Below are 18,549 nucleotides of genomic sequence, written 5' to 3' on the forward strand. Positions count from 1 at the left end.
GTACAGCTCTGTCACTCCACAACATTGCCAGCTATAGAGCCTCATGACCTCCGATCGTCTCTTCGTCTACGGCACCCTGATGCGCGGCTTCGACCATCCGATGGCGCGGCTGTTGGCGCAGCATGCGGATTTTCTGGGCGAGGCGACGTGCCGGGGCCGGCTGGTGCTGGTGAAGCATTATCCGGGATTGCTGCTGTCCGAGGTATCCTCGGACGTCGTGCATGGCGAGCTCTTCCGCTTGCGCGCCGGCGATGAGCTCCTGCGCGAGCTCGACATGTATGAGGCCTGTGGCGAGGGTTTTCCGGAGCCGACGGAGTATCTGCGCCGGCTGGTCGACGTAACAGGCGCGGATGGCGCGACCGCGCCGGCCTGGACCTATGTCTACAACTGGCCGGTGACGAACCTGCCGCACATCGAATCCGGCCGCTTCCTGGACCACTAGGCCGACAGCACTTCCTTCACCACGCGCACGTCCACCTCGCGCTCGACATAGCTCCATTCTTCGGTCTGCCTGAGCATCCCCACCAGCTCCTCGAACAGCGAGGCGTGCGCGGGCGCGAATTCGAACCAGGCCAGGAAATCGAAGGGCTCGCCGAGGTCGCGGCAGTGATAGAGCTGGCGCGCGATGGCGGGCAGGAAGCGCATGCTGCTCGCAATGTGGTGCGACTTGTCTTCAAAAATCCTGCGCCGCTCTTCCTGCGTCAGATCCCACCAGGCCTGCGATTTGCGGATCGGGATCAGCGCTGCGGAAGTCGCCTCCAGCCGGCCGAGACCGGCCTGCACCGCGGCGAGCTGCTGCTGCTCGGGCCGTTCGGTGTAGCGCAAATTGCTCGGCACGCCGACCAGGCGCCAGGCATTGCGCGAGGGCACCAGCGGCAGCGCGACGGCGTCGCCGTCGGTTACCGACAGCGCCGGCATGAAGGGCAGGGGCTCGCCCGTCACAGGCGATATCGAGGTCACGCGCCAACCCCCGCTCTGGCCGCCCCGAAAGGTCCTGAACATGGCCTATGGAAGCGTGGAACCGGGCGGGGTTCAAGCTTTTCCCGTCATTCCAGCGCGCCACTTGGCGCGAGCCCGGAATCCATTGTGCCGCGGAAATGCTGGGAGGAATGGATTCCGGGCTCGCGCTCCGCGCGCCCCGGAATGACCGAGGGGGCTGTGAACAGCGCGCATAATCCCGACAAACCTGACTTTTACGTCCCCCGCACCTATATCCCTGATCCCTTCGCCCGACTCACCCGGTTCGCGCTACACCATGGCCATGCGCTTCACGCCCCAATTCCTCGACGAGCTTCGTGCCCGGCTTTCGGTCTCCGAAGTCGTGGGCAAGCGCGTCAAGTTGAAGAAGGCGGGGCGGGAGTGGAAGGGGCTGTCGCCGTTCCAGCAGGAGAAGACGCCGTCCTTCTACGTCAACGACCAGAAGGGTTTTTACCACGACTTCTCCTCCGGCAAGCACGGCGACATCATCACCTTCGTGATGGAGACCGACGGTCTGCCGTTTGCCGAAGCCGTCGAGCGGCTCGCCAGCATGGCGGGCCTGCCGCTGCCGGCCGTGACGCCCAACGCGGCGCGCGAGGAGCAGCGGCGCCGCTCGCTCCATGACGTCATGGAGCTCGCCGCAAAGTATTTTTCGGAGACTCTGGCCTCGCGCCTCGGCGCCAAGGCGCGTGGCTATCTCGCCGACCGCGCCATCTCGCCGGCGACGCAATTGCAGTTCCGCCTCGGCTATGCCTCGTCCGAACGCTTCGCGCTGAAGGAGCATCTCGGCAAGCTCGGTGTCTCCGTCGAGGACATGGTCGAGACCGGCCTCTTGATCGGCGGCGACGACATTCCCGTGCCTTACGATCGCTTCCGCGATCGCGTGATGTTTCCGATCACGGATCTGCGCGGCCGCGTCATCGCCTTCGGCGGACGCGCGCTGGAGAAGGACGTTCCGGCAAAGTACCTGAACTCGCCGGAGACGCCGCTCTTCCACAAGGGCGACAATCTCTACAATCACCAGACCGCGCGCAAAGCCACCCATGACGGCGCATCGCTGGTCGTGGTCGAAGGCTATGTCGACGTCATCGCCATGGTCACCGCGGGCTTTGCAGGCGCGGTCGCGCCGCTCGGCACCGCGCTCACCGAGAGCCAGCTGGCGCTGCTCTGGAAGATGGCGGACGAGCCGATCCTCTGCTTCGACGGCGACCGCGCCGGCCAGAAGGCGGCTTATCGTGCTGCGGACCTTGCCTTGCCATTTCTCGCGCCCGGCAAGAGCCTGCGTTTCGCGCTGCTGCCGGAAGGGCAGGATCCCGACGATCTCGTGCGCTCCGGCGGACGCGGCGCGATGGAAGAGGTGATCGCGGCGGCCCGTCCGCTCGCCGACATGCTCTGGTCGCGCGAGCTCGAAGGCGGCAATTTTGCCACGCCCGAGCGCCGCGCCGCGCTGGAAGCGCGCATCAAGGAATTGTCCAACGGCATCCGCGACGAGGTGGTGCGGCGCTACTACCGCAACGAATTCGTCGAGCGCCTGCAGCGCACCTTCTCGCCTGACGGCGGCCGCGGCGGCTTCGCTAACAGGGGCAATTTCGGCCAAGGGGGTGGTGGCCGCCCCTTCCAGCCCCGCGGCGGGCAGGCGAATCGATTCGGTGGCCAAGGATTCGGGCAAGGATTCGGGCAAGGATTTGGGGGCGGCCGCCGCGGCCCGCCGGGTCCGGCCCCGCTGCCATCAGGCCCCTACAAGGCGGCGAGCCCCCAGCTGGCGGCGAGCCCGATCATGCGCGGACAGCGCAGCGCCATCTCCCGCCGGGAGGCCCTGATCCTGCAATGCCTGATCAATCACCCCTGGCTGCTGGATGATCACCTTGAGGAAGTGGCCGCACTCGAGCTGGCCCACCCCGAGGCCCACAAGCTCAGGGCCGGCATCATCGCCGCTTTCGCCAACGACCATCACCACTCGCCGGACCCCGGCGAGCAGGCCGAGAAGATGCGGTCCGATATCGTAAAAGGTGGATTTTCACAGCTTCTTCAAAGGGTTGAGGGCGGCATCACCACCGCGGCGGTGTGGGGCGCCCGCGAGGGCGCCGCGAGGGACGACGTTCTTGCCACCTGGCATCAACTCGTTGCCTTGCATCGGCAGTACCATTCACTACTTAGAGAGCTGAAGGACGCCGAGCTGGCCTTGGGGGAGGACCCCAGCGAGGCCAATTTAGCGTGGCTGCGTGACGTCAAGGCTCGGATAGGAGAGGTCGACGGTACCGAGGCCCTGATCGAGGGTTTTGGCGAGCTGTCGGGCCGGTTCCAGAAGAGCGTGTGATGAAAGAATCATGCGGACGGACGTCGCTGGCACCGCTAAAAGACTCGCCAAATCCGAGGTTTGGCGGCAAAAACAGGGTTAATCGAGGCTTAACGGTCTTGTAGCACTTTGGCCTCGCGGCCGCAGGCAGAACAGACGCGTCAGGAATGAATCCGCGCAACAGCTGTTGGCACTTCACCTGCATCCGCCGCGACAAAGAGGCTCACGAAGCGTTAGGCAAATCCGGCGAGAGAAAGGTCGGGGTGGCGAGATCTGTGCGCGCCGCCCTTTCCGTGTCGAGATCTGGCGAAGCGAGAGCGTCGAGCAACAGGTTCAAGTGATTTCACGCGGGCGCGCGCACGTCTGCATGAAACGCGTTTAGGAGCAATGGATGGCCACCAAGGCAAAGACGCTGCAGGCGAAGGACAAGGAAAAGGACGACAAGGCAGCGGACGCGCCGGAGAAGGACTCCCAGGACGCGCCGTCGCCGTTGCTCGATCTGTCCGATGCGGCAGTGAAGAAGATGATCAAGCAGGCCAAGAAGCGCGGCTTCGTGACCTTCGATCAGCTCAACGAAGTTTTGCCGTCCGACCAGACCTCGCCGGAGCAGATCGAGGACATCATGTCCATGCTCTCCGACATGGGCATCAACGTCACCGAAGCCGACGATAGCGAAGGCGAAGAGGACAAGGACGAGGGCGGCGAGGACGAGACCGATAACGAGCTCGTCGAGGTCACGCAAAAGGCCGTCACCGAGGTCAAGAAGAGCGAACCCGGCGAACGTACCGACGATCCCGTGCGCATGTATCTGCGCGAGATGGGCACCGTCGAGCTGCTCTCCCGCGAGGGCGAAATCGCCATCGCCAAGCGCATCGAGGCCGGCCGCGAAGCGATGATCGCGGGCCTCTGCGAAAGCCCGCTGACCTTCCAGGCCATCATCATCTGGCGCGACGAACTCAACGAAGGCAAGATCTTCCTTCGCGACATCATCGATCTCGAGGCGACCTATGCCGGTCCCGACGCCAAGGCCGGCATGAACAATGCGATGATCGCTGGTCCCAATGGCGAGAACGGCGAAGCGCCGGCCGAAGGCCAGGCTGCCGCTGCCGTCGGTGCGCCCGCGCATGTCGCGCCGCCCGCGGCGCCGCCGGCGCCGACCCCGTTCCGTGCCGCGCCTGCCGGCGGCAATGTCGGCGAGGCCGAGAAGGATCCTGCGGAGTCTGCCGCCGAAGCCGACATGGACGAGGACGACGAGTTCGAGAACCAGATGTCGCTCGCGGCCATCGAGGCCGAGCTCAAGCCGAAGGTCGTCGAGATCTTCGACAAGATCGCCGACAGCTACAAGAAGCTGCGCAAGCTTCAGGAGCAGGACATCCAGAACCAGCTCCAGAACGAGTCGCTCTCGCCGCATCAGGAGCGCAAGTACAAGAAGCTGAAGGACGAGATCATCGTCGAGGTGAAGTCGCTGCGCCTCAACCAGGCCCGTATCGACAGCCTCGTCGAGCAGCTCTACGACATCAACAAGCGCCTCGTCTCGCATGAGGGCCGCCTGATGCGCCTCGCCGACAGCCACGGCGTCGCCCGCGAAGACTTCCTGCGCAACTACACCGGCTCCGAGCTCGATCCGCGCTGGCTCAACCGCGTCTCGAAACTCTCGGCCAAGGGCTGGAAGAATTTCGTCCATCACGAGAAGGACCGGATCAAGGACCTCCGCCACGAGGTGCATCAGCTCGCCGCGCTGACGGGCCTCGAGATCGTCGAGTTCCGCAAGATCGTGCACTCCGTGCAGAAGGGCGAGCGCGAAGCCCGCCAGGCCAAGAAGGAGATGGTGGAAGCCAACCTCCGTCTCGTGATCTCGATCGCCAAGAAATACACCAACCGCGGCCTGCAATTCCTCGACCTGATCCAGGAAGGCAATATCGGCCTGATGAAGGCGGTCGATAAGTTCGAATACCGCCGCGGCTACAAGTTCTCGACCTACGCGACGTGGTGGATCCGGCAGGCGATCACCCGTTCGATCGCCGACCAGGCCCGCACCATCCGCATCCCCGTGCACATGATCGAGACGATCAACAAGATCGTGCGCACGAGCCGTCAGATGCTGAACGAGATCGGCCGCGAGCCGACCCCGGAAGAGCTCGCCGAAAAGCTCGGCATGCCCTTGGAGAAGGTCCGCAAGGTCCTCAAGATCGCCAAGGAGCCGCTCTCGCTCGAAACCCCCGTCGGTGACGAAGAGGATTCACACCTCGGCGATTTCATCGAGGACAAGAACGCGATCCTCCCCATCGACGCCGCGATCCAGTCGAACCTGCGCGAAACCACCACGCGCGTGCTCGCTTCCCTCACCCCGCGCGAAGAGCGCGTCCTGCGCATGCGCTTCGGCATCGGCATGAACACCGACCACACGCTGGAAGAAGTCGGCCAGCAGTTCTCGGTGACGAGAGAGCGTATCCGTCAGATCGAAGCAAAGGCGCTGCGGAAGCTGAAGCATCCGTCGCGGTCGCGGAAGCTGCGGAGCTTCTTGGATAATTGATCCGGATTATTATGCCGGGGCTTAACCTCGGTTTTATGTAGACGAAACGGCGGGCCCAAAGCCCGCCGTTTTCTTTTTCTGGATAGGGAATTTGCGTGGCTCGAACTAGGGCGTGTACTCATGAACCCGTGCCGCAGTTGGGGTGCGGATGAGGTCCGCTGTACTCCTGATAGCGGCGCAAAACCGGACCTCACCGGAGGTCCGAGTTGGGCCAATAGGCGACATGGGGCGCTCTTGGCGGCTGAACCGCGATCCGCTTTCTAGTCTTTTGCAGGGTCTCTTGCGAGGAAAGATCTAGAGGATGCATTAACACTCCAAAGCAATCCTCCTAGAGTCTTTAAGATCGACTTGGCAAACATCGTCTAGGCTGACGGCAGGAGTCGGCCTACAGGGTCCCCAAAAATGCGTCGATGGTTTCCGCTGATTAAGTTTGTTGGCGACATCAGCATCTCCACCGCCATTGTTGCGGCGGGATTGGTCGGTGCTTGGAGATTCGTAAGCACGCTCGGCGAGTTTTTCGCCGTGCTTCTCCTCTTCGGGAACCCAATCGGTCTTGTCCTTGTTGCTGCGCCATTCGTCATTGTGCTGATTCCTCTTCCTGCTTTTGGTCTCGCAAGGGCGCGGTATGGTCTTGTCCTCGGCCCCATCCTTTCTTTGGTGATAACGTATGGCTTTCACTCAAGGGAAATAAAGCAGGAGGACGATGTTTTAGAGCAAAAGAGGGCTGCTTTCGCGAAACTGGCATCCGGGACCGCCGAGCCCGTGGGCGTGGACCACACGCTTCTCGCCGTCGACGGCGATGTGAGTTCGTGCGATGAGGCCTGCATCAAGGTCCTCGCTACATCAAATCACACACTTGCGACAAGAAGCAGCCGCGATAGGGATCGTACTTGGACGCTCTATGCGCAGGCTGAGGGACCCGCGTGCCTTGCCAAGGAGAATGCCAAGCTCACTCTCGAATTCCTTTTGCGCGGTTTTCCAGACAAGTGCGCAACTCAAACGTCGATCCCTGGTTTCGAAGACGGCCTCCTCCTGCGCGCCATCCGGTCGAATAATCCGGGCTACCGGTTAACGCCCGACGCGCCTGAAGGGTTTACCGGCGGCATATACGAGTCCTTTGAACGAATCGACGGCCGTGACCATCTGCTGGCGCGCTATATCGACGGCAGCTTCGAAAGCAAATTGGATCGCTTCCCGCTTTGGAAAAGGCCGCCGGCCATCAAGGTCGGAGCGCCGATCGACCGAATGTCCTTCCTGGCAAGGGCCATCGGGAAGGACGTCAGCTATCTCAGGCAGCCCAACGCCCCCTTTCCGTTCGACGAAGTATTCGCCGGGATCGAGAAATTTTTCGACCAGAAAGAGAAGATTGACGCGAATACGTTCCGCTACGCTAGGTGGGCCTGGCTACAGATCGCTGCAAATGCATCGCGGCCGCAAACCCGGCTTCTGAAAGAGCGCATGCTTCGATTGTTTGCCAGTCACGATCCGTTTCAAATCGAGCTGGCAATCGAAGCTATCTCTTTCATGCGGCTGGACGAGCGTACCTTCCCAGATGATGTGATGCTCGATCTGGTGTTTGCTCCGATAAACAGAGAAGCGACAGTCTCGCTTCTCGAAAAGCAACTCGATCGACAATTTTCTCCGGGGCGGCCCCCTCCGACTGACGAGGTCCGCGAACGGGCGAAAGCTCATTTGAACGACCCGAACCTCAAGACCTGGCAATCGCACATCCTGACTCAGATTAGCCTGCTCCAGTAAAAAAGATGCCATGGTGAATTCTTTTCCAGGTCCGCTTTGGGTCACAAGCGGTAATGCTCTGACTGATCAGAAGATTTCCGCTTGGCCCTCAGAAGCTGACATCTTCGCCTTTATGAGTACAGGCCGTAAGCGAAGAGACCGCTATTCGTTTCGTCGAAATCGATATGACTCATCCAAGCCGGCGGCCGTATCGTGATCTACGCGTTTCTTCTTCGCCCCAACCCGCTCGATACGCTCAATTCCTATCTGGCTTTCTCTCGGACTATACTTCCGAGCGAAAGGCGCATCGATGCCTACCCATCTCACCGTCTACTACAACACCCGCTGCCCGGTCTGTGACGCCGGCATCGACTGGCAGCGCAACAAGCTGTTGGCGTTGGTGCGCAGCGGTGCTGTCGACTTCAAGGACATCAACGAGCAGCCCGATGCGCTGGCGCAATTTGGCGTCTCGCTCGACGACATCAGGCGCCGCCTGCATGCGACCGACGAGTCCGGCCGGCTCATTGTCGGTGCTGACGTCGCGATCGCACTGTGGAGGCTGACGCCGGGCGAGGGGTGGCTTGCGGCGCTATCAGGCAATCGCGTGGCGTTGCCGTTCACGCGGTTTGTCTACGACCGTTTTGCCGATCTGCTGTTTGCCTGGAACAAATGGTACGGGCGCTGGTGAGCGTTTGGCTGGAGCATTGTGGCTTTGGATTGAATTGATTGGCCGCGGACTCTGACACCTCTCCCCAGCGGGGAGAGGTCGATTTGCGCCTCGCGATGCGAAGCATCGTAGAGTGCAAATCGGGTGAGGGGGTGCAGCACACGGTGAGACCGTAAACCCTCACCCGGCGCGCGGGACGATGCTTCGCATCGCCCGGGACGCGCCGACCTCTCCCAAGGGAGAGGTGAACTCCCGATGCCGCACCAGTTCAGCCCAATCTCGTCGAGCCGCGGCTACCTACTTCTTCTTCGCCCCAACGCGATCGAGGCTCTTGATCTCCATCGGCGGTCGCCCGCTCTTTTCCGCGATCTCGCGGTCCTGCTCCATGATGAAGCTGCGCGCGGGTTCGTCGCCGTCGAGGCCGCCGAGCAGCTCTGCGGGCACGCGCCGGTTGGAGCGTTGGGAGCCGTCTTCGTAGACGACGTTGAAGAAGGCGAATTCGCCTTTCGGGTTGGTTCCGGGTTTCTTGGCCATGGCGGCTTGTCGTCGATCAGGGCGCCGCAGTCAAATGACTTCGCGCAGATGTCGACATCCTTCGCGACCAGAATACCGGCCGTATCCGCTGGTGGTGCCTGTTTTCGGGATGCAGCTAGCCGATGCCCGCGTGCGGCCCATCACCTCAATAAACGGCGGGCCGATAAGCCCGCCGTTTATTGGTCTTCAGCGTCGCCCGGGGCTGGCAGGGCGACAACTTGAGATAGAAGGCTATCCCTCGCGCTCCACGATGGCAAGGCAAATCGTGATAGCGATGATGTCGCAGCCAGCGCATCAGATATGCAGACGGTGTCATCAGCGGGTTCCCGCGATCGCGAAAAGCAGATGCTTGGATTATCGAAATAGTTTGTTCATCTTGCAGGCTCTCGCAACGCAACGAGAGCTGGCACCGATGCAAGGGAATGCGCTCATGAAAATAACATGAGTTAGTTGCTCCGACCTTGCGATGCGCCATTCATGTTCGGCCCTGCGCGCCGCGGCAGCTTCTGCATGGCCAATTGCGATGTGGCTCCGCCATTGCCACCGCCTCCGTCATCGTCCGGCTTGCGGCCCTGCGCCATGATCGCGCTGCCCATCGCGGCGGAACCGAAGGTGATGACGAACGAGGCGAGCAGCAACACCAGTCCGATGCCGGGCGCGCGATCAGCGAAGATCAGCTCGCGCAGATGTCCGGGGTTGAGCCACAGCAATCCGCCGACGAGGAGAACGGCCGCGCAGGCGCCGATCGCAAGGTTGATGGCGAGCAGGCGGAGAAGCGGGACGCGCAGCAGGGAAGGGCGGATTGATTTGTCGTTGGGCATTGATGGCTGCCTCATGCTGGCCGCAACCTGAGGGGCGATGGCATGATCATGATACGCGCGCACTGCGGGAGGCGCGCTAACTTAATCATCCCACATCGCCTGCACCACGATGTTGATGCGCATCAAACGCCCTTACGGCGCCACCAGCTCCACGCGCCGGTTCAGCGCGCGGCCGGCCTCCGTCGCATTGGAGCCGACCGGTGCCAGCAAGCCGACGCCGGCGGTGCGTAGCCGTGTCTGCGCGATGCGAAAGCTCTTCACCAGCTCGGCGGCGACCGCCTCGGCGCGGCGCTTCGAAAGGTCGAGATTGTAGTCATAGGCGCCCTGACTGTCGGTGTGGCCGACGATGAAGACGCTCAGCTGCGGCTGGCTGGTCAGCAGCTTTGCGATCTGCTCCAGCGTCGGGCGGCTCTCCGGCTTCAGCACCGCCTTGTCGGTGTCGAAATAAATGCCGTAGAGCGCGATGTGGCCGGTCTCGCCAAGACCCTTCGCCATTGCGGCGGCATCGACCATCTTGTTCGCGATCGCCCCGAGCTCGGCGACGGTGACCTGCGCGGTGATATCCTGGTTGTTCTGGCTGACGATGACGCTGGCCCAGGTCTCGCGCCCGCCCTCGGTCTTGCGGCCGGCGTAATAGCGGTAGTTGAAGCCGTCGACCCACATCTGCGGGACCGGCAGCGTGTCGATGCTTTCGGTGAAGGGAATGGCGCCGCAGGCGTCGGTGTCGCAGGCGAGCAGTGTCTCGAAGCCGGCCTTCGCCAGCTGTGTCTCGAAATTCCTGGAGACTTCGAGGATCGACGGGCCCGGATTGGTGCGATAGGCGATACGGACGATGCGGCCCTCCAGCCGCCGCGCATCGGTCGGCTGGCCGTCCTTGAAGGCGGCCGCCTGCATCCGCGTCGCGTCAAAGTCCTTCACCACGTAAGCCGTGGCGACGCTGCCGGCGAAGCGGCCAATGCCGGGATAGTCGCGCGCGCCCGGCACATCGCGGGTCTGGGCGGACGCCGGGGCCTGGAGGGAGAGCAGGGCGGCAAGGACAAGCGATCCGAGGATGTGTTTCGGCGCGGGCATCGGCACTCTCTATGGGTTCAAGGGAAGGGGGGCGCAGAGGTTAGTCGCGCGCACCGCGCCGCCGGTTCTCCCCGGCGGCCATCCGCTTGCCGATAGCCGAAAAAAGCGCCCTCACGCCGCCGGAGCGATCCGGTCGTCCGGCTTGGTCTGCTGCATCTGCTGACGCGCCATCATGTCCTGCCAAAGCGTGGCGATGCTGGCCTGCGTCTGCGGCGCGATCAGGCAATGGCCCTCATTGTCGAAGCCGCAGAACCGCGCGGACGGGTCTTTCCGGACCACGGTCAGCGCCTGGTTGATCATTTCGAGACAGGTCATGACCTGTTCGATCTGCTGCAGCCGCGTGTGGTGCAGGATGTCCATGAGGCGGAACGTCATCACCGCAGGCTGACCGTAGGTGATGCCGGGCCGGCCGAACTCGAACAGCACGTTCACCGCCGGGAAGGTGCCGCGGATGTGCTCGAGCACGCCGGCGACATCGTCCACGCTGCAGGCGACCAGATGGGCGGTTTGAGCTGGTGCGGCGACAGGCGGTCGCGGCGCAAGTCCTGCCGAATTAAGTCCGAGCGAATTGATCACCTCCTGCTCGATCCATTGCCGCACCGGTGCGGGTGCGTTGCGGATCTGATCTGCGGTCAGGGTAATTCCGGTCATGGGCTGGTCTCCTGGGCTGCTCTTCTGAGCAGGACGCTGCTGTTTGTTCCAGTCTATGAACGAGGGCATGAGGCATGTTGATGCGGATCAAACGGACAGCCTTGGCGCTGTTCGCTTTCGACAGGCGCTTCGCGGGCGGCCGCCAACGCCCGAAGTCTGCGATGCTGGCACTATACCCCTGTTTTGCCCGACGGGTCAATTGTAATTCGGAAAAACAAAATACACGGTTGGCGCTTCTACTGTGCATGGGGTTGTTTTCGGTTTTTGTTCGGCGCTGTCAGGCGCGGACTTCAGCCATGATCGGTTCCGCGGTCGCTTTGACGCGAATCCAGTTCCCGGGCATGATCGCCTTCCGTTTCGCGCCACTGCAGAGGACCCCTTCGTATGTTGAGACCGCTTCTCGCCGCCGCCTTCCTTGTCACGCTGGCCGGCGGGTCGGCTGAGGCCGCGCGCTGCGGCGGCGACTTCAACAGCTTCGTCGCCAGCATGAGCGCCGAAGCGCAAGCAGCCGGCGTCTCGGCGGGCGTGACCAGCGCGGCATTCGGCGGCATCACCCAGGATGGCGCCGTGCTCGCCTTCGACCGGCGCCAGCGCTACACCTTCAACAAGAGCTTCGAGCAGTACGTCTCGACCCGCGTCGGCCCCGGCCGCATCAATGGCGGCCGTGCATTGCTGCAGCGCCATGCCGCGCTGCTCTCGCGCATCGAGCAGCAGTTCGGCGTGCCGCGGCAGATCCTGGTCGCGATCTGGGGCCTGGAGAGCGATTTCGGCAAGGGCGACATGGGCAAGCTGCCGGTGATCCGCACGCTGGCGACGCTCGCGCATGATTGCCGCCGCACCGAGCTGTTCCAGGGCGAGCTGCTCGCCGCCCTGAAGATCGTGCAGCGCGGCGACCTGCCCTTGCGCGACCTCATCGGCGCCTATGCCGGCGAGATCGGCCAGACCCAGTTCCTGCCGTCGTCCTACATCAAATACGGTGTCGATTTCGACGGCGACGGCCATGTCGACCTCCGCCACAGCGTCGCCGACGTGCTCGCCTCGACCGCGAACCTCCTGCACTCGAACGGCTTCAAGATGGGCCAGCCCTATGACGAAGGCTCGGCCAATTTCGAGGCGATGCGCGAGTGGAACAGGGCCGTGATCTATCGCAAGACGATCGGGTATTTTGCCGATCAGCTGGTGGGGCGGTGACCGCATACTCGGTGTCATCGCCCGGCTTGACCGGGCGATCCAGTACGCCGAGGCGGATGTGGTTGAATCGATAGGCCGCGGCGTACTGGATGCCCCGGTCAAGCCGGGGCATGACAGCGTGTGAGGGACGCTACTGCGGCCCCGACGACTTCGCCGCTCCCTTTGCCATCTTCTCCAGCCGCCGCTGCAACGGCGCCCAATAGGTGCCCGGGCGAAAGCGCTGCAGGATGTCCATGAACCTGGCGTCGTTGCCGATCAGGATGCGCGGCTCGTTTTTCTCGATGCCCCTGATGATGCGCAGCGCCGCATCCTTCGGCGTCGTTCGCGCCGCGCTCTCGAACCGGTCGATCATCTGCGCGCGGCGTGCATTGTCGGTGACGCCAACCCCGGTGCGCGATGAGCGCGCGATCGAGGTGGCGACACCGCCGGGATGAACCACCGAGAGCCGCACCGGGCTGCCCGCGACCGCAAGCTCGTGCCGCACGCTCTCGGAAAAGCCGCGCACCGCGAACTTGGCGGCCGCATAGGCCGATTGTCCCGGCGGCGCGATGATGCCGAAGATCGAGGAGATGTTGACGATATGCGCCTCCGGCCTTGCCTTCAGATGCGGCAGAAAGGCGCGGGTGCCGTGCACCACGCCCCAGAAATTGATGTCGAACAGCCAGTCCATCTGCGCCTGGTCGATCTCCTCGAATGTCCCCATCAGCGCCACGCCGGCATTGTTGATGACGATGTTGAGCGCGGGATGCGCAGCGATCGCCTCGCGCGCGAATTGCGCGATGTCGTCGGGTTCGCCGACATCGACGCGATGCACGCTGATCTTGCGCTGTGCGCCGATCTCGGCAGCGAGCGCTTTCAGCCCGGCCTCGTCGCGATCGGCGAGCGCGAGGTCGCAACCGCGGCTGGCGAGTTCAATTGCAAGTGCGCGGCCGATGCCGCTTGCCGCTCCGGTGATGGCGGCGGCGCCGCGAATCGCAGTCATGGGTGGCTCCCTCGATCCAATCTGGAACTTCAATGTACATATTTTCAGTATGGAACCGAACCATATCGCCTCTCGCTTCCTTAACTCACCTGACACGAAGCGGATGCGAGCATTGGAGCAGCCAGATGGTACAGGCCCAGCCATATCGAGCGACCGCGTTGATCGTTGAGGACGATGCCTTGCAGCGGGAGATGCTCTGTCTCCTGCTCGAGGAGAGTGGCTACCAGGTCATCCAGTGCGAGAGTGCGGAAGCCGCCGAGCGTGTGCTGGACAAGAACGCCAGCGCGCTCTGCCTGATGCTGACCGACGTGCAGCTGGCCGGTCGCATGAACGGCGTCGAGCTGGCGCACGTCGCCAAGGATCGCAATCCGAAGCTCGACGTCGTCGTCACCTCCGGCCGCCCCCTGGCGCAGGCCTTGCCCGACGGCGCAAAATTCTGGGCCAAGCCCTGGGCGCCGCTGGACGTGTTGCGCGAAGCCGAGATCGCCCAGCTGAACTGAGGCGCGCTGACCGTGTCGTGACTTCTCGGCAAGCGGGCGGGGTGGTAGGGACAGGACATGTCCTGGTCCTTCCTGCTCACCTCGCTCATCGTCGTCGCCTCGCCCGGCACCGGCGTCCTCTACACCCTGGCTGCGGCACTCACCCGCGGCTCGCGCGCCAGTGTGGCGGCGGCCTTCGGCTGCACGCTCGGGATCGTGCCGCACATGGTCGCGGCGATGCTCGGGCTTGCCGCCGTGCTCCATACCAGCGCGCTCGCCTTTGCCGCGCTGAAATGGTGTGGCGTCGCCTATCTGCTCTATATGTCCTGGCAGGCGCTGCGGGAGACGGGGGCGCTTGCGGTCGACGGCGAGATCAAGGAGCGCTCGAGCGGCCGGGTCATCGTCACCGGCTTCCTGATCAACATCCTCAACCCAAAGCTCTCGATCTTCTTCCTCGCCTTCCTGCCGCAGTTCATCGCGGTGGACGAGGCGCATGTGCTGGGGCGGATGCTGGAATTGAGCGGCGCCTTCATGGCGATGACCTTTGTGGTGTTCGTCATCTACGGCCTCTGCGCCGCCTCCGTGCGCGAGCGCGTCATCTCCCGTCCCGGCGTGATGGCCTGGCTGCGCCGCTCCTTTGCGGCGGGCTTCGCCCTGCTGGGTGCCAAGCTGGCCTTCGCCGAGCGTTAGGCAATAAAAAAGCGGGCCTCGCGCCCGCCATCTTCAAACTCTCTTAGCCTTACCGACGCCCGGGCGGAGCGTGCTCCACCCGGGCAAAGAACATCCGCGCTACTTCTTCTTCGCGGCCTTCTTGGCCTTTTTCTTCGTCGCCTTCTTCGCCTTCTTCGCTTTCTTAGCCATAGGATCCTCTTAGGGGTTAATGGTGAAACGCGACACGAGGATCGCTCGGCGGAGGGCCAGCCTCGCAACATCCTCGATGACAAACTCAGCAGATTCGCGCGTCCATGCCCCGCGCTGTCACATCTGTGTCATTACGTTATCCACAGCCCAGATGCATTTTCAGGTGATTTTGGCCCGCGAATCCGCCTCGCGGTCGGCTCCGACGCGATCGCGCATCGACGCCGGCGGCGTGCCTAACGATCCGATAACCGAGACGCGGCGTTCATGAATCCAAAACCAAGGGCGCGCTTTCGAAGATCGCAGTGAGGTTCCGTTAAGTGCAACCCGCGCATGATCTTCCGCAAGAACACGGGGACGGGGTCATGGACGAACTTCTGCAGGGGACAGGGGGCGGGACGCTGCGCGTATCGCGGACGCCATGCTGAACGTACCGACGCTTTGGACGGTCTTCGTCGTCAACTTCCTGGCGCTGGGCCTGATCTGGGCCTACGTGACGCGTTCGTATCCGAAATTCGAAGCCGCGCGCTACTGGATGGCGTCAGCTTTCCTCGGGGCTTTCGGCGCGATGACGGCCCTGATCCACCTGTTTGTCGATTCTCCAATTCCACTTCTGTTCGCGGGCGCCGGCATCATTGCGGCGAGTTGCTTCTCGGCGATGGGCATTCAGCGCTTCTATGATCGCCCGGTCCATCTGCGCCTCATGGTCGGGACGGCAGTTGTCAGCGTCGCCGGTGTCGTGCTGTTCAAGATCGGCTTCAACCAGCTGCAGCTGCGTATGCTGAGCTACACGATCGGCCAGGGCCTGCCGCTGGTGTTGTCGCTGCGTCTGTTGCTGTCGCCGCCGGAAGGCCGCGTCAGCCCCGGCGCGCGGCTGTCCGGCATCGTCATCCTCATCATCATCGCTGTCTTCGTGGCACGCGCGGTCGGCAATTCGCTCGGCGGCGACTTTTCGGCGATAGCCGGCACTCAGGCCCATGGGGTCATGTTGCTCGGGCTTCTATTTCTGTCGATGACACTCAATTTCGGCTTCCTGCTGATGGCGATGGATCGCCTCCGCAACGAGGTCGCCGACCTTGCGCTGCTTGACGATCTTACCGGCGTCGCCAACCGCCGCCATTTGTTGCAGCGGCTGTCCGAGGAATGCGCCCGTTCGGAGCGCAGCGGCGAGCCGTTCTCGCTGCTGGTGATCGATCTCGACGGCTTCAAGACCATCAACGACACCTATGGCCACGCCGCAGGTGACGCCTGCCTCCAGCACTTCACCCTGATGGCGCAGACGCGCTTGCGGCCGGGCGATATGCTTGCCCGGACCGGTGGTGACGAGTTCTGTGTCGTGCTGCCGTCCTCGTCCTTGCGCGAGGGCGCACTGATTGCTCGCCGCATCCTTGAGGTCTGCCGTCAGGATGCCGCCGGTTGTTCCGGCAACGACATCCCGATCGCGATCTCGATCGGCGTTGCGGAATGGGATCGCGGCGTCGGCCAATTCCCCGACAGGCTGATCGCCCACGCCGACCATGCCCTCTATGCCGCCAAGAAGAACGGCAAGAACGATTTTGCGATCTATGATCAGGCCCCGCCGCTCTCGCCCGAGCCGATCGAACCCGCGCGCAAATTCGCGTAGATCCTGCTACGCTGGGGTCCGTTGTTGGATCCTGTGATGATATCTCGCCTCGTTGCAGCGGTTCTCGCCGCACTCCTGATCGTCCCCGCCGCCGCCATGGATGCCGAGCTCGCAAGGCTCGCGCGCAGCACTGGCACGCCCGATATTCCCGGCCTGAAGATCGTCTGGCTGGCACCGTGGGGCGATGTCGCGAGCGCCCATGCCTGGCGCAACATCATCGTGCACCAGACCGAAGGGCCGACGGGCTCGGCGCGCGGTGGCGCGCAGGAGCAGTTCAAGAATCCCACCCGGCGCGGCGTGATGGTCTGGGTCGAGACCGACGGTACGGTTTACTGGTCGGTCGCGGACAATCTGGTGCCGACCCATACCGACGGCGCCAACCGCAACGACAACAAATACGTCGACAACAGCACGACCTATCATCAGGTCGTGCGCGACAATTCGATCGGCGTCGAATTCGCCGGCAACTATCCCGATGTCACGATCGGTCCGACCGAAGCGCAGGTCGCGGCCTGGAAGATCCTGGTCCAGGTCCTGCGCGCGCGCTACGGCATCCCGCTCGATCACGTCTATGCCCATAACTGGATCGACTTCAAGGATGCCCGCTATTGCGAAGGCTGCTGGCTCGCGACGCTGGCAAGGATTTGGGGGGAGTGACGAGCGCGGCCTACACCGGCTGCGACATCCAGCCGAACAGCCGCCGGATCAATCCCGGCCGCTCAGGCAATTCGGGCGGGCCGTCCGCGGCCAGCACGCGGTTGAGGAAGAAATCCAGAAACACCATGTCGTTCGGCTCGGTGACGGTGAATTCCTCCTCGCCGAAGTAGACGCTGTAATTGAAGAAGAACGGACCCATGATCGGGATCGTCGCGGTCGAGGCATAGTCCTTGGAGATGACGAACTCGCTGGGATCGAGCCCGTGGTCGCGCATGGCCTGCTCGACCTGCGGCAGCTTGCGCATGAACTGGGCCGAGAAGCCGCCGACGGTGGATTGCAGGATGATTGACACGGTGCGTGTCCGTTTTCTGATTGTCCAATCATCTTTGGTCGCTTGACCCGTCACAGGCGTTCAAGATGTCGCGCCGGCATCTCTCGCAACCATGCTGCGGCTTACACAACAAAAAAGCCGGCGTTGCCGCCGGCTTTTGGTGTCTTGTCGATCCGCCAATTCGCGGACCGCGAAAAGCCGCGCTTAGTGCGCGGCTTCCAGCGCGGCCTGTTCGGCCCTTGCGATCGTGCCCTTGACCGCGGACTGCACCTTCTCGAAGGCGCGGACCTCGATCTGGCGGACGCGCTCGCGCGACACGCCGAACTCGGCGGCAAGGTCTTCCAGCGTCATCGGCTCATCGGCGAGGCGGCGCGCCTCGAAGATGCGGCGTTCGCGCGGGTTGAGCACGCCCATGGCGCCATTCAGCGCGTCACGGCGGTGATCATATTCCTCGTGCTCCGCCATCATGGCTTCCTGGTTGGGCGTATTGTCGACCAGCCAGTCCTGCCATTCGCCGGCTTCGCCGTCGTCCCGGATCGGTGCGTTGAGCGACGCATCGCCACCGAGGCGGCGGTTCATGTCGATCACGTCCTGATCGGTGACGCCGAGGCGCTTGGCAATGATCTTCACCTGATCGGGGCGGAGATCGCCCTCGTCCAGCGCGTTGATCTTGCTCTTCGCCTTGCGCAGGTTGAAGAACAGCTTCTTCTGGTTCGCGGTGGTGCCCATCTTCACGAGCGACCAGGAACGCAGGATGTACTCTTGAATCGACGCCTTGATCCACCACATCGCGTAGGTGGCGAGACGGAAGCCCTTCTCGGGCTCGAAACGCTTCACCGCCTGCATCAGGCCGACGTTGCCTTCCGAGACGACCTCGGAGATCGGCAAGCCGTAGCCGCGATAGCCCATGGCGATCTTGGCGACGAGCCGGAGATGGCTGGTGACGAGTTGATGCGCCGCGTCGCGATCGTCATGCTCGCGCCAACGCTTGGCGAGCATGTATTCCTGCTGGGGTTCCAGCATCGGGAACTTGCGGATCTCGGCGAGGTAGCGAGATAGGCCGGATTCTCCATTGAGGACCGGCAGAGCAGCGGTACGGGCCATGGTTAGCCCCTCCAAAGGTTCAGGCCCCCGATAGC

At 63.1% G+C, this 18,549-nt stretch carries 18 protein-coding genes; 10 read left to right on the forward strand and 8 right to left on the reverse strand.

Translation table 11 applies throughout. The features are described from left to right. The first annotated feature begins 43 nt into the window (after positions 1-43). Positions 44-442 (forward strand): gamma-glutamylcyclotransferase family protein, encoded by a 399-nt coding sequence (locus L6637_RS23100; protein ID WP_237864375.1) that lies wholly within the window; start codon positions 44-46, stop codon positions 440-442. Here L6637_RS23100 and L6637_RS23105 read toward each other — a convergent pair. Further along, complete coding sequence (locus L6637_RS23105) at positions 439-1,002, reverse strand: chlorite dismutase family protein (RefSeq protein ID WP_237864374.1); 564 nt, start codon at positions 1,000-1,002, stop codon at positions 439-441. The genes L6637_RS23100 and L6637_RS23105 overlap by 4 nt on opposite strands. 259 nt (positions 1,003-1,261) lie before the next feature. Between L6637_RS23105 and dnaG the strand changes: the two genes are divergently transcribed. From dnaG to L6637_RS23125, 4 genes are all read left to right on the forward strand, one after another. Continuing rightward, on the forward strand, positions 1,262-3,295 hold the full coding sequence (gene dnaG / locus L6637_RS23110; RefSeq protein WP_237872139.1) for a DNA primase: 2,034 nt from the start codon (positions 1,262-1,264) through the stop codon (positions 3,293-3,295). A 370-nt stretch (positions 3,296-3,665) separates the two neighbouring features. Next, positions 3,666-5,807, forward strand: coding sequence for an RNA polymerase sigma factor RpoD (gene rpoD / locus L6637_RS23115; protein ID WP_237864373.1), 2,142 nt, complete (start codon positions 3,666-3,668; stop codon positions 5,805-5,807). Between the two features lie 402 nt (positions 5,808-6,209). Beyond that, positions 6,210-7,565, forward strand: a complete 1,356-nt coding sequence (locus tag L6637_RS23120) for a hypothetical protein (protein ID WP_237865943.1) — start codon at positions 6,210-6,212, stop codon at positions 7,563-7,565. 289 nt (positions 7,566-7,854) lie between these two features. Next, positions 7,855-8,232, forward strand: a complete 378-nt coding sequence (locus L6637_RS23125; RefSeq protein ID WP_237865944.1) for a thiol-disulfide oxidoreductase DCC family protein — start codon at positions 7,855-7,857, stop codon at positions 8,230-8,232. Positions 8,233-8,508: 276 nt separating this feature from the next. On the opposite strand, the gene L6637_RS23130 is transcribed toward L6637_RS23125, so the two are convergent. The 4 genes from L6637_RS23130 to L6637_RS23145 form a co-directional block, all read right to left on the reverse strand. Next, a complete protein-coding gene (locus tag L6637_RS23130; protein ID WP_237865945.1) occupies positions 8,509-8,745 on the reverse strand; it encodes a hypothetical protein in 237 nt (78 codons plus the stop codon). A 446-nt stretch (positions 8,746-9,191) separates the two neighbouring features. Then, entirely contained in the window at positions 9,192-9,566 is a 375-nt protein-coding gene (locus L6637_RS23135; protein ID WP_237865946.1) for a hypothetical protein, read from the reverse strand. Between the two features lie 132 nt (positions 9,567-9,698). Beyond that, a complete protein-coding gene (locus L6637_RS23140; RefSeq protein ID WP_237865947.1) occupies positions 9,699-10,637 on the reverse strand; it encodes an OmpA family protein in 939 nt (312 codons plus the stop codon). 111 nt (positions 10,638-10,748) lie between these two features. After that, complete coding sequence (locus tag L6637_RS23145) at positions 10,749-11,288, reverse strand: hypothetical protein (protein ID WP_237865948.1); 540 nt, start codon at positions 11,286-11,288, stop codon at positions 10,749-10,751. A 384-nt stretch (positions 11,289-11,672) separates the two neighbouring features. Here L6637_RS23145 and L6637_RS23150 point away from each other — a divergent pair, with 384 nt between their 5' ends. Continuing rightward, a complete protein-coding gene (locus L6637_RS23150; protein ID WP_237865949.1) occupies positions 11,673-12,479 on the forward strand; it encodes a lytic murein transglycosylase in 807 nt (268 codons plus the stop codon). 130 nt (positions 12,480-12,609) lie between these two features. Here the strand turns inward: L6637_RS23150 and L6637_RS23155 are convergent, their stop codons facing one another. Beyond that, a complete protein-coding gene (locus L6637_RS23155; protein ID WP_237865950.1) occupies positions 12,610-13,461 on the reverse strand; it encodes an SDR family NAD(P)-dependent oxidoreductase in 852 nt (283 codons plus the stop codon). A 125-nt stretch (positions 13,462-13,586) separates the two neighbouring features. Between L6637_RS23155 and L6637_RS23160 the strand changes: the two genes are divergently transcribed. The 4 genes from L6637_RS23160 to L6637_RS23175 all read left to right on the forward strand — a co-directional run bounded on the left by L6637_RS23160 (position 13,587) and on the right by L6637_RS23175 (position 17,079). Then, complete coding sequence (locus L6637_RS23160) at positions 13,587-13,961, forward strand: response regulator (RefSeq protein WP_237865951.1); 375 nt, start codon at positions 13,587-13,589, stop codon at positions 13,959-13,961. 57 nt (positions 13,962-14,018) lie between these two features. Further along, positions 14,019-14,630: a LysE family translocator gene (locus L6637_RS23165; RefSeq protein ID WP_237865952.1), complete on the forward strand. Its 612-nt coding sequence runs from the start codon at positions 14,019-14,021 to the stop codon at positions 14,628-14,630. 589 nt (positions 14,631-15,219) lie between these two features. Next, complete coding sequence (locus tag L6637_RS23170; RefSeq protein ID WP_237865953.1) at positions 15,220-16,422, forward strand: GGDEF domain-containing protein; 1,203 nt, start codon at positions 15,220-15,222, stop codon at positions 16,420-16,422. 36 nt (positions 16,423-16,458) lie between these two features. Then, complete coding sequence (locus tag L6637_RS23175; RefSeq protein WP_237865954.1) at positions 16,459-17,079, forward strand: peptidoglycan recognition protein family protein; 621 nt, start codon at positions 16,459-16,461, stop codon at positions 17,077-17,079. 10 nt (positions 17,080-17,089) lie between these two features. Here L6637_RS23175 and L6637_RS23180 read toward each other — a convergent pair whose 3' ends face one another. Together L6637_RS23180 and rpoH are read right to left on the reverse strand one after the other, a co-directional pair. Continuing rightward, the gene (locus L6637_RS23180) at positions 17,090-17,431 is read right to left on the reverse strand and encodes a hypothetical protein (RefSeq protein WP_237865955.1); all 342 of its coding nucleotides are present in this window, start codon (positions 17,429-17,431) and stop codon (positions 17,090-17,092) included. Positions 17,432-17,614: 183 nt separating this feature from the next. Beyond that, positions 17,615-18,514: an RNA polymerase sigma factor RpoH gene (rpoH, locus tag L6637_RS23185; RefSeq protein ID WP_100178250.1), complete on the reverse strand. Its 900-nt coding sequence runs from the start codon at positions 18,512-18,514 to the stop codon at positions 17,615-17,617. Positions 18,515-18,549: the final 35 nt, after the last annotated feature.

Origin of the sequence: Bradyrhizobium zhengyangense (genome assembly GCF_022012435.1) — a bacterium.
GTDB classification, from domain to species: domain Bacteria; phylum Pseudomonadota; class Alphaproteobacteria; order Rhizobiales; family Xanthobacteraceae; genus Bradyrhizobium; species Bradyrhizobium zhengyangense.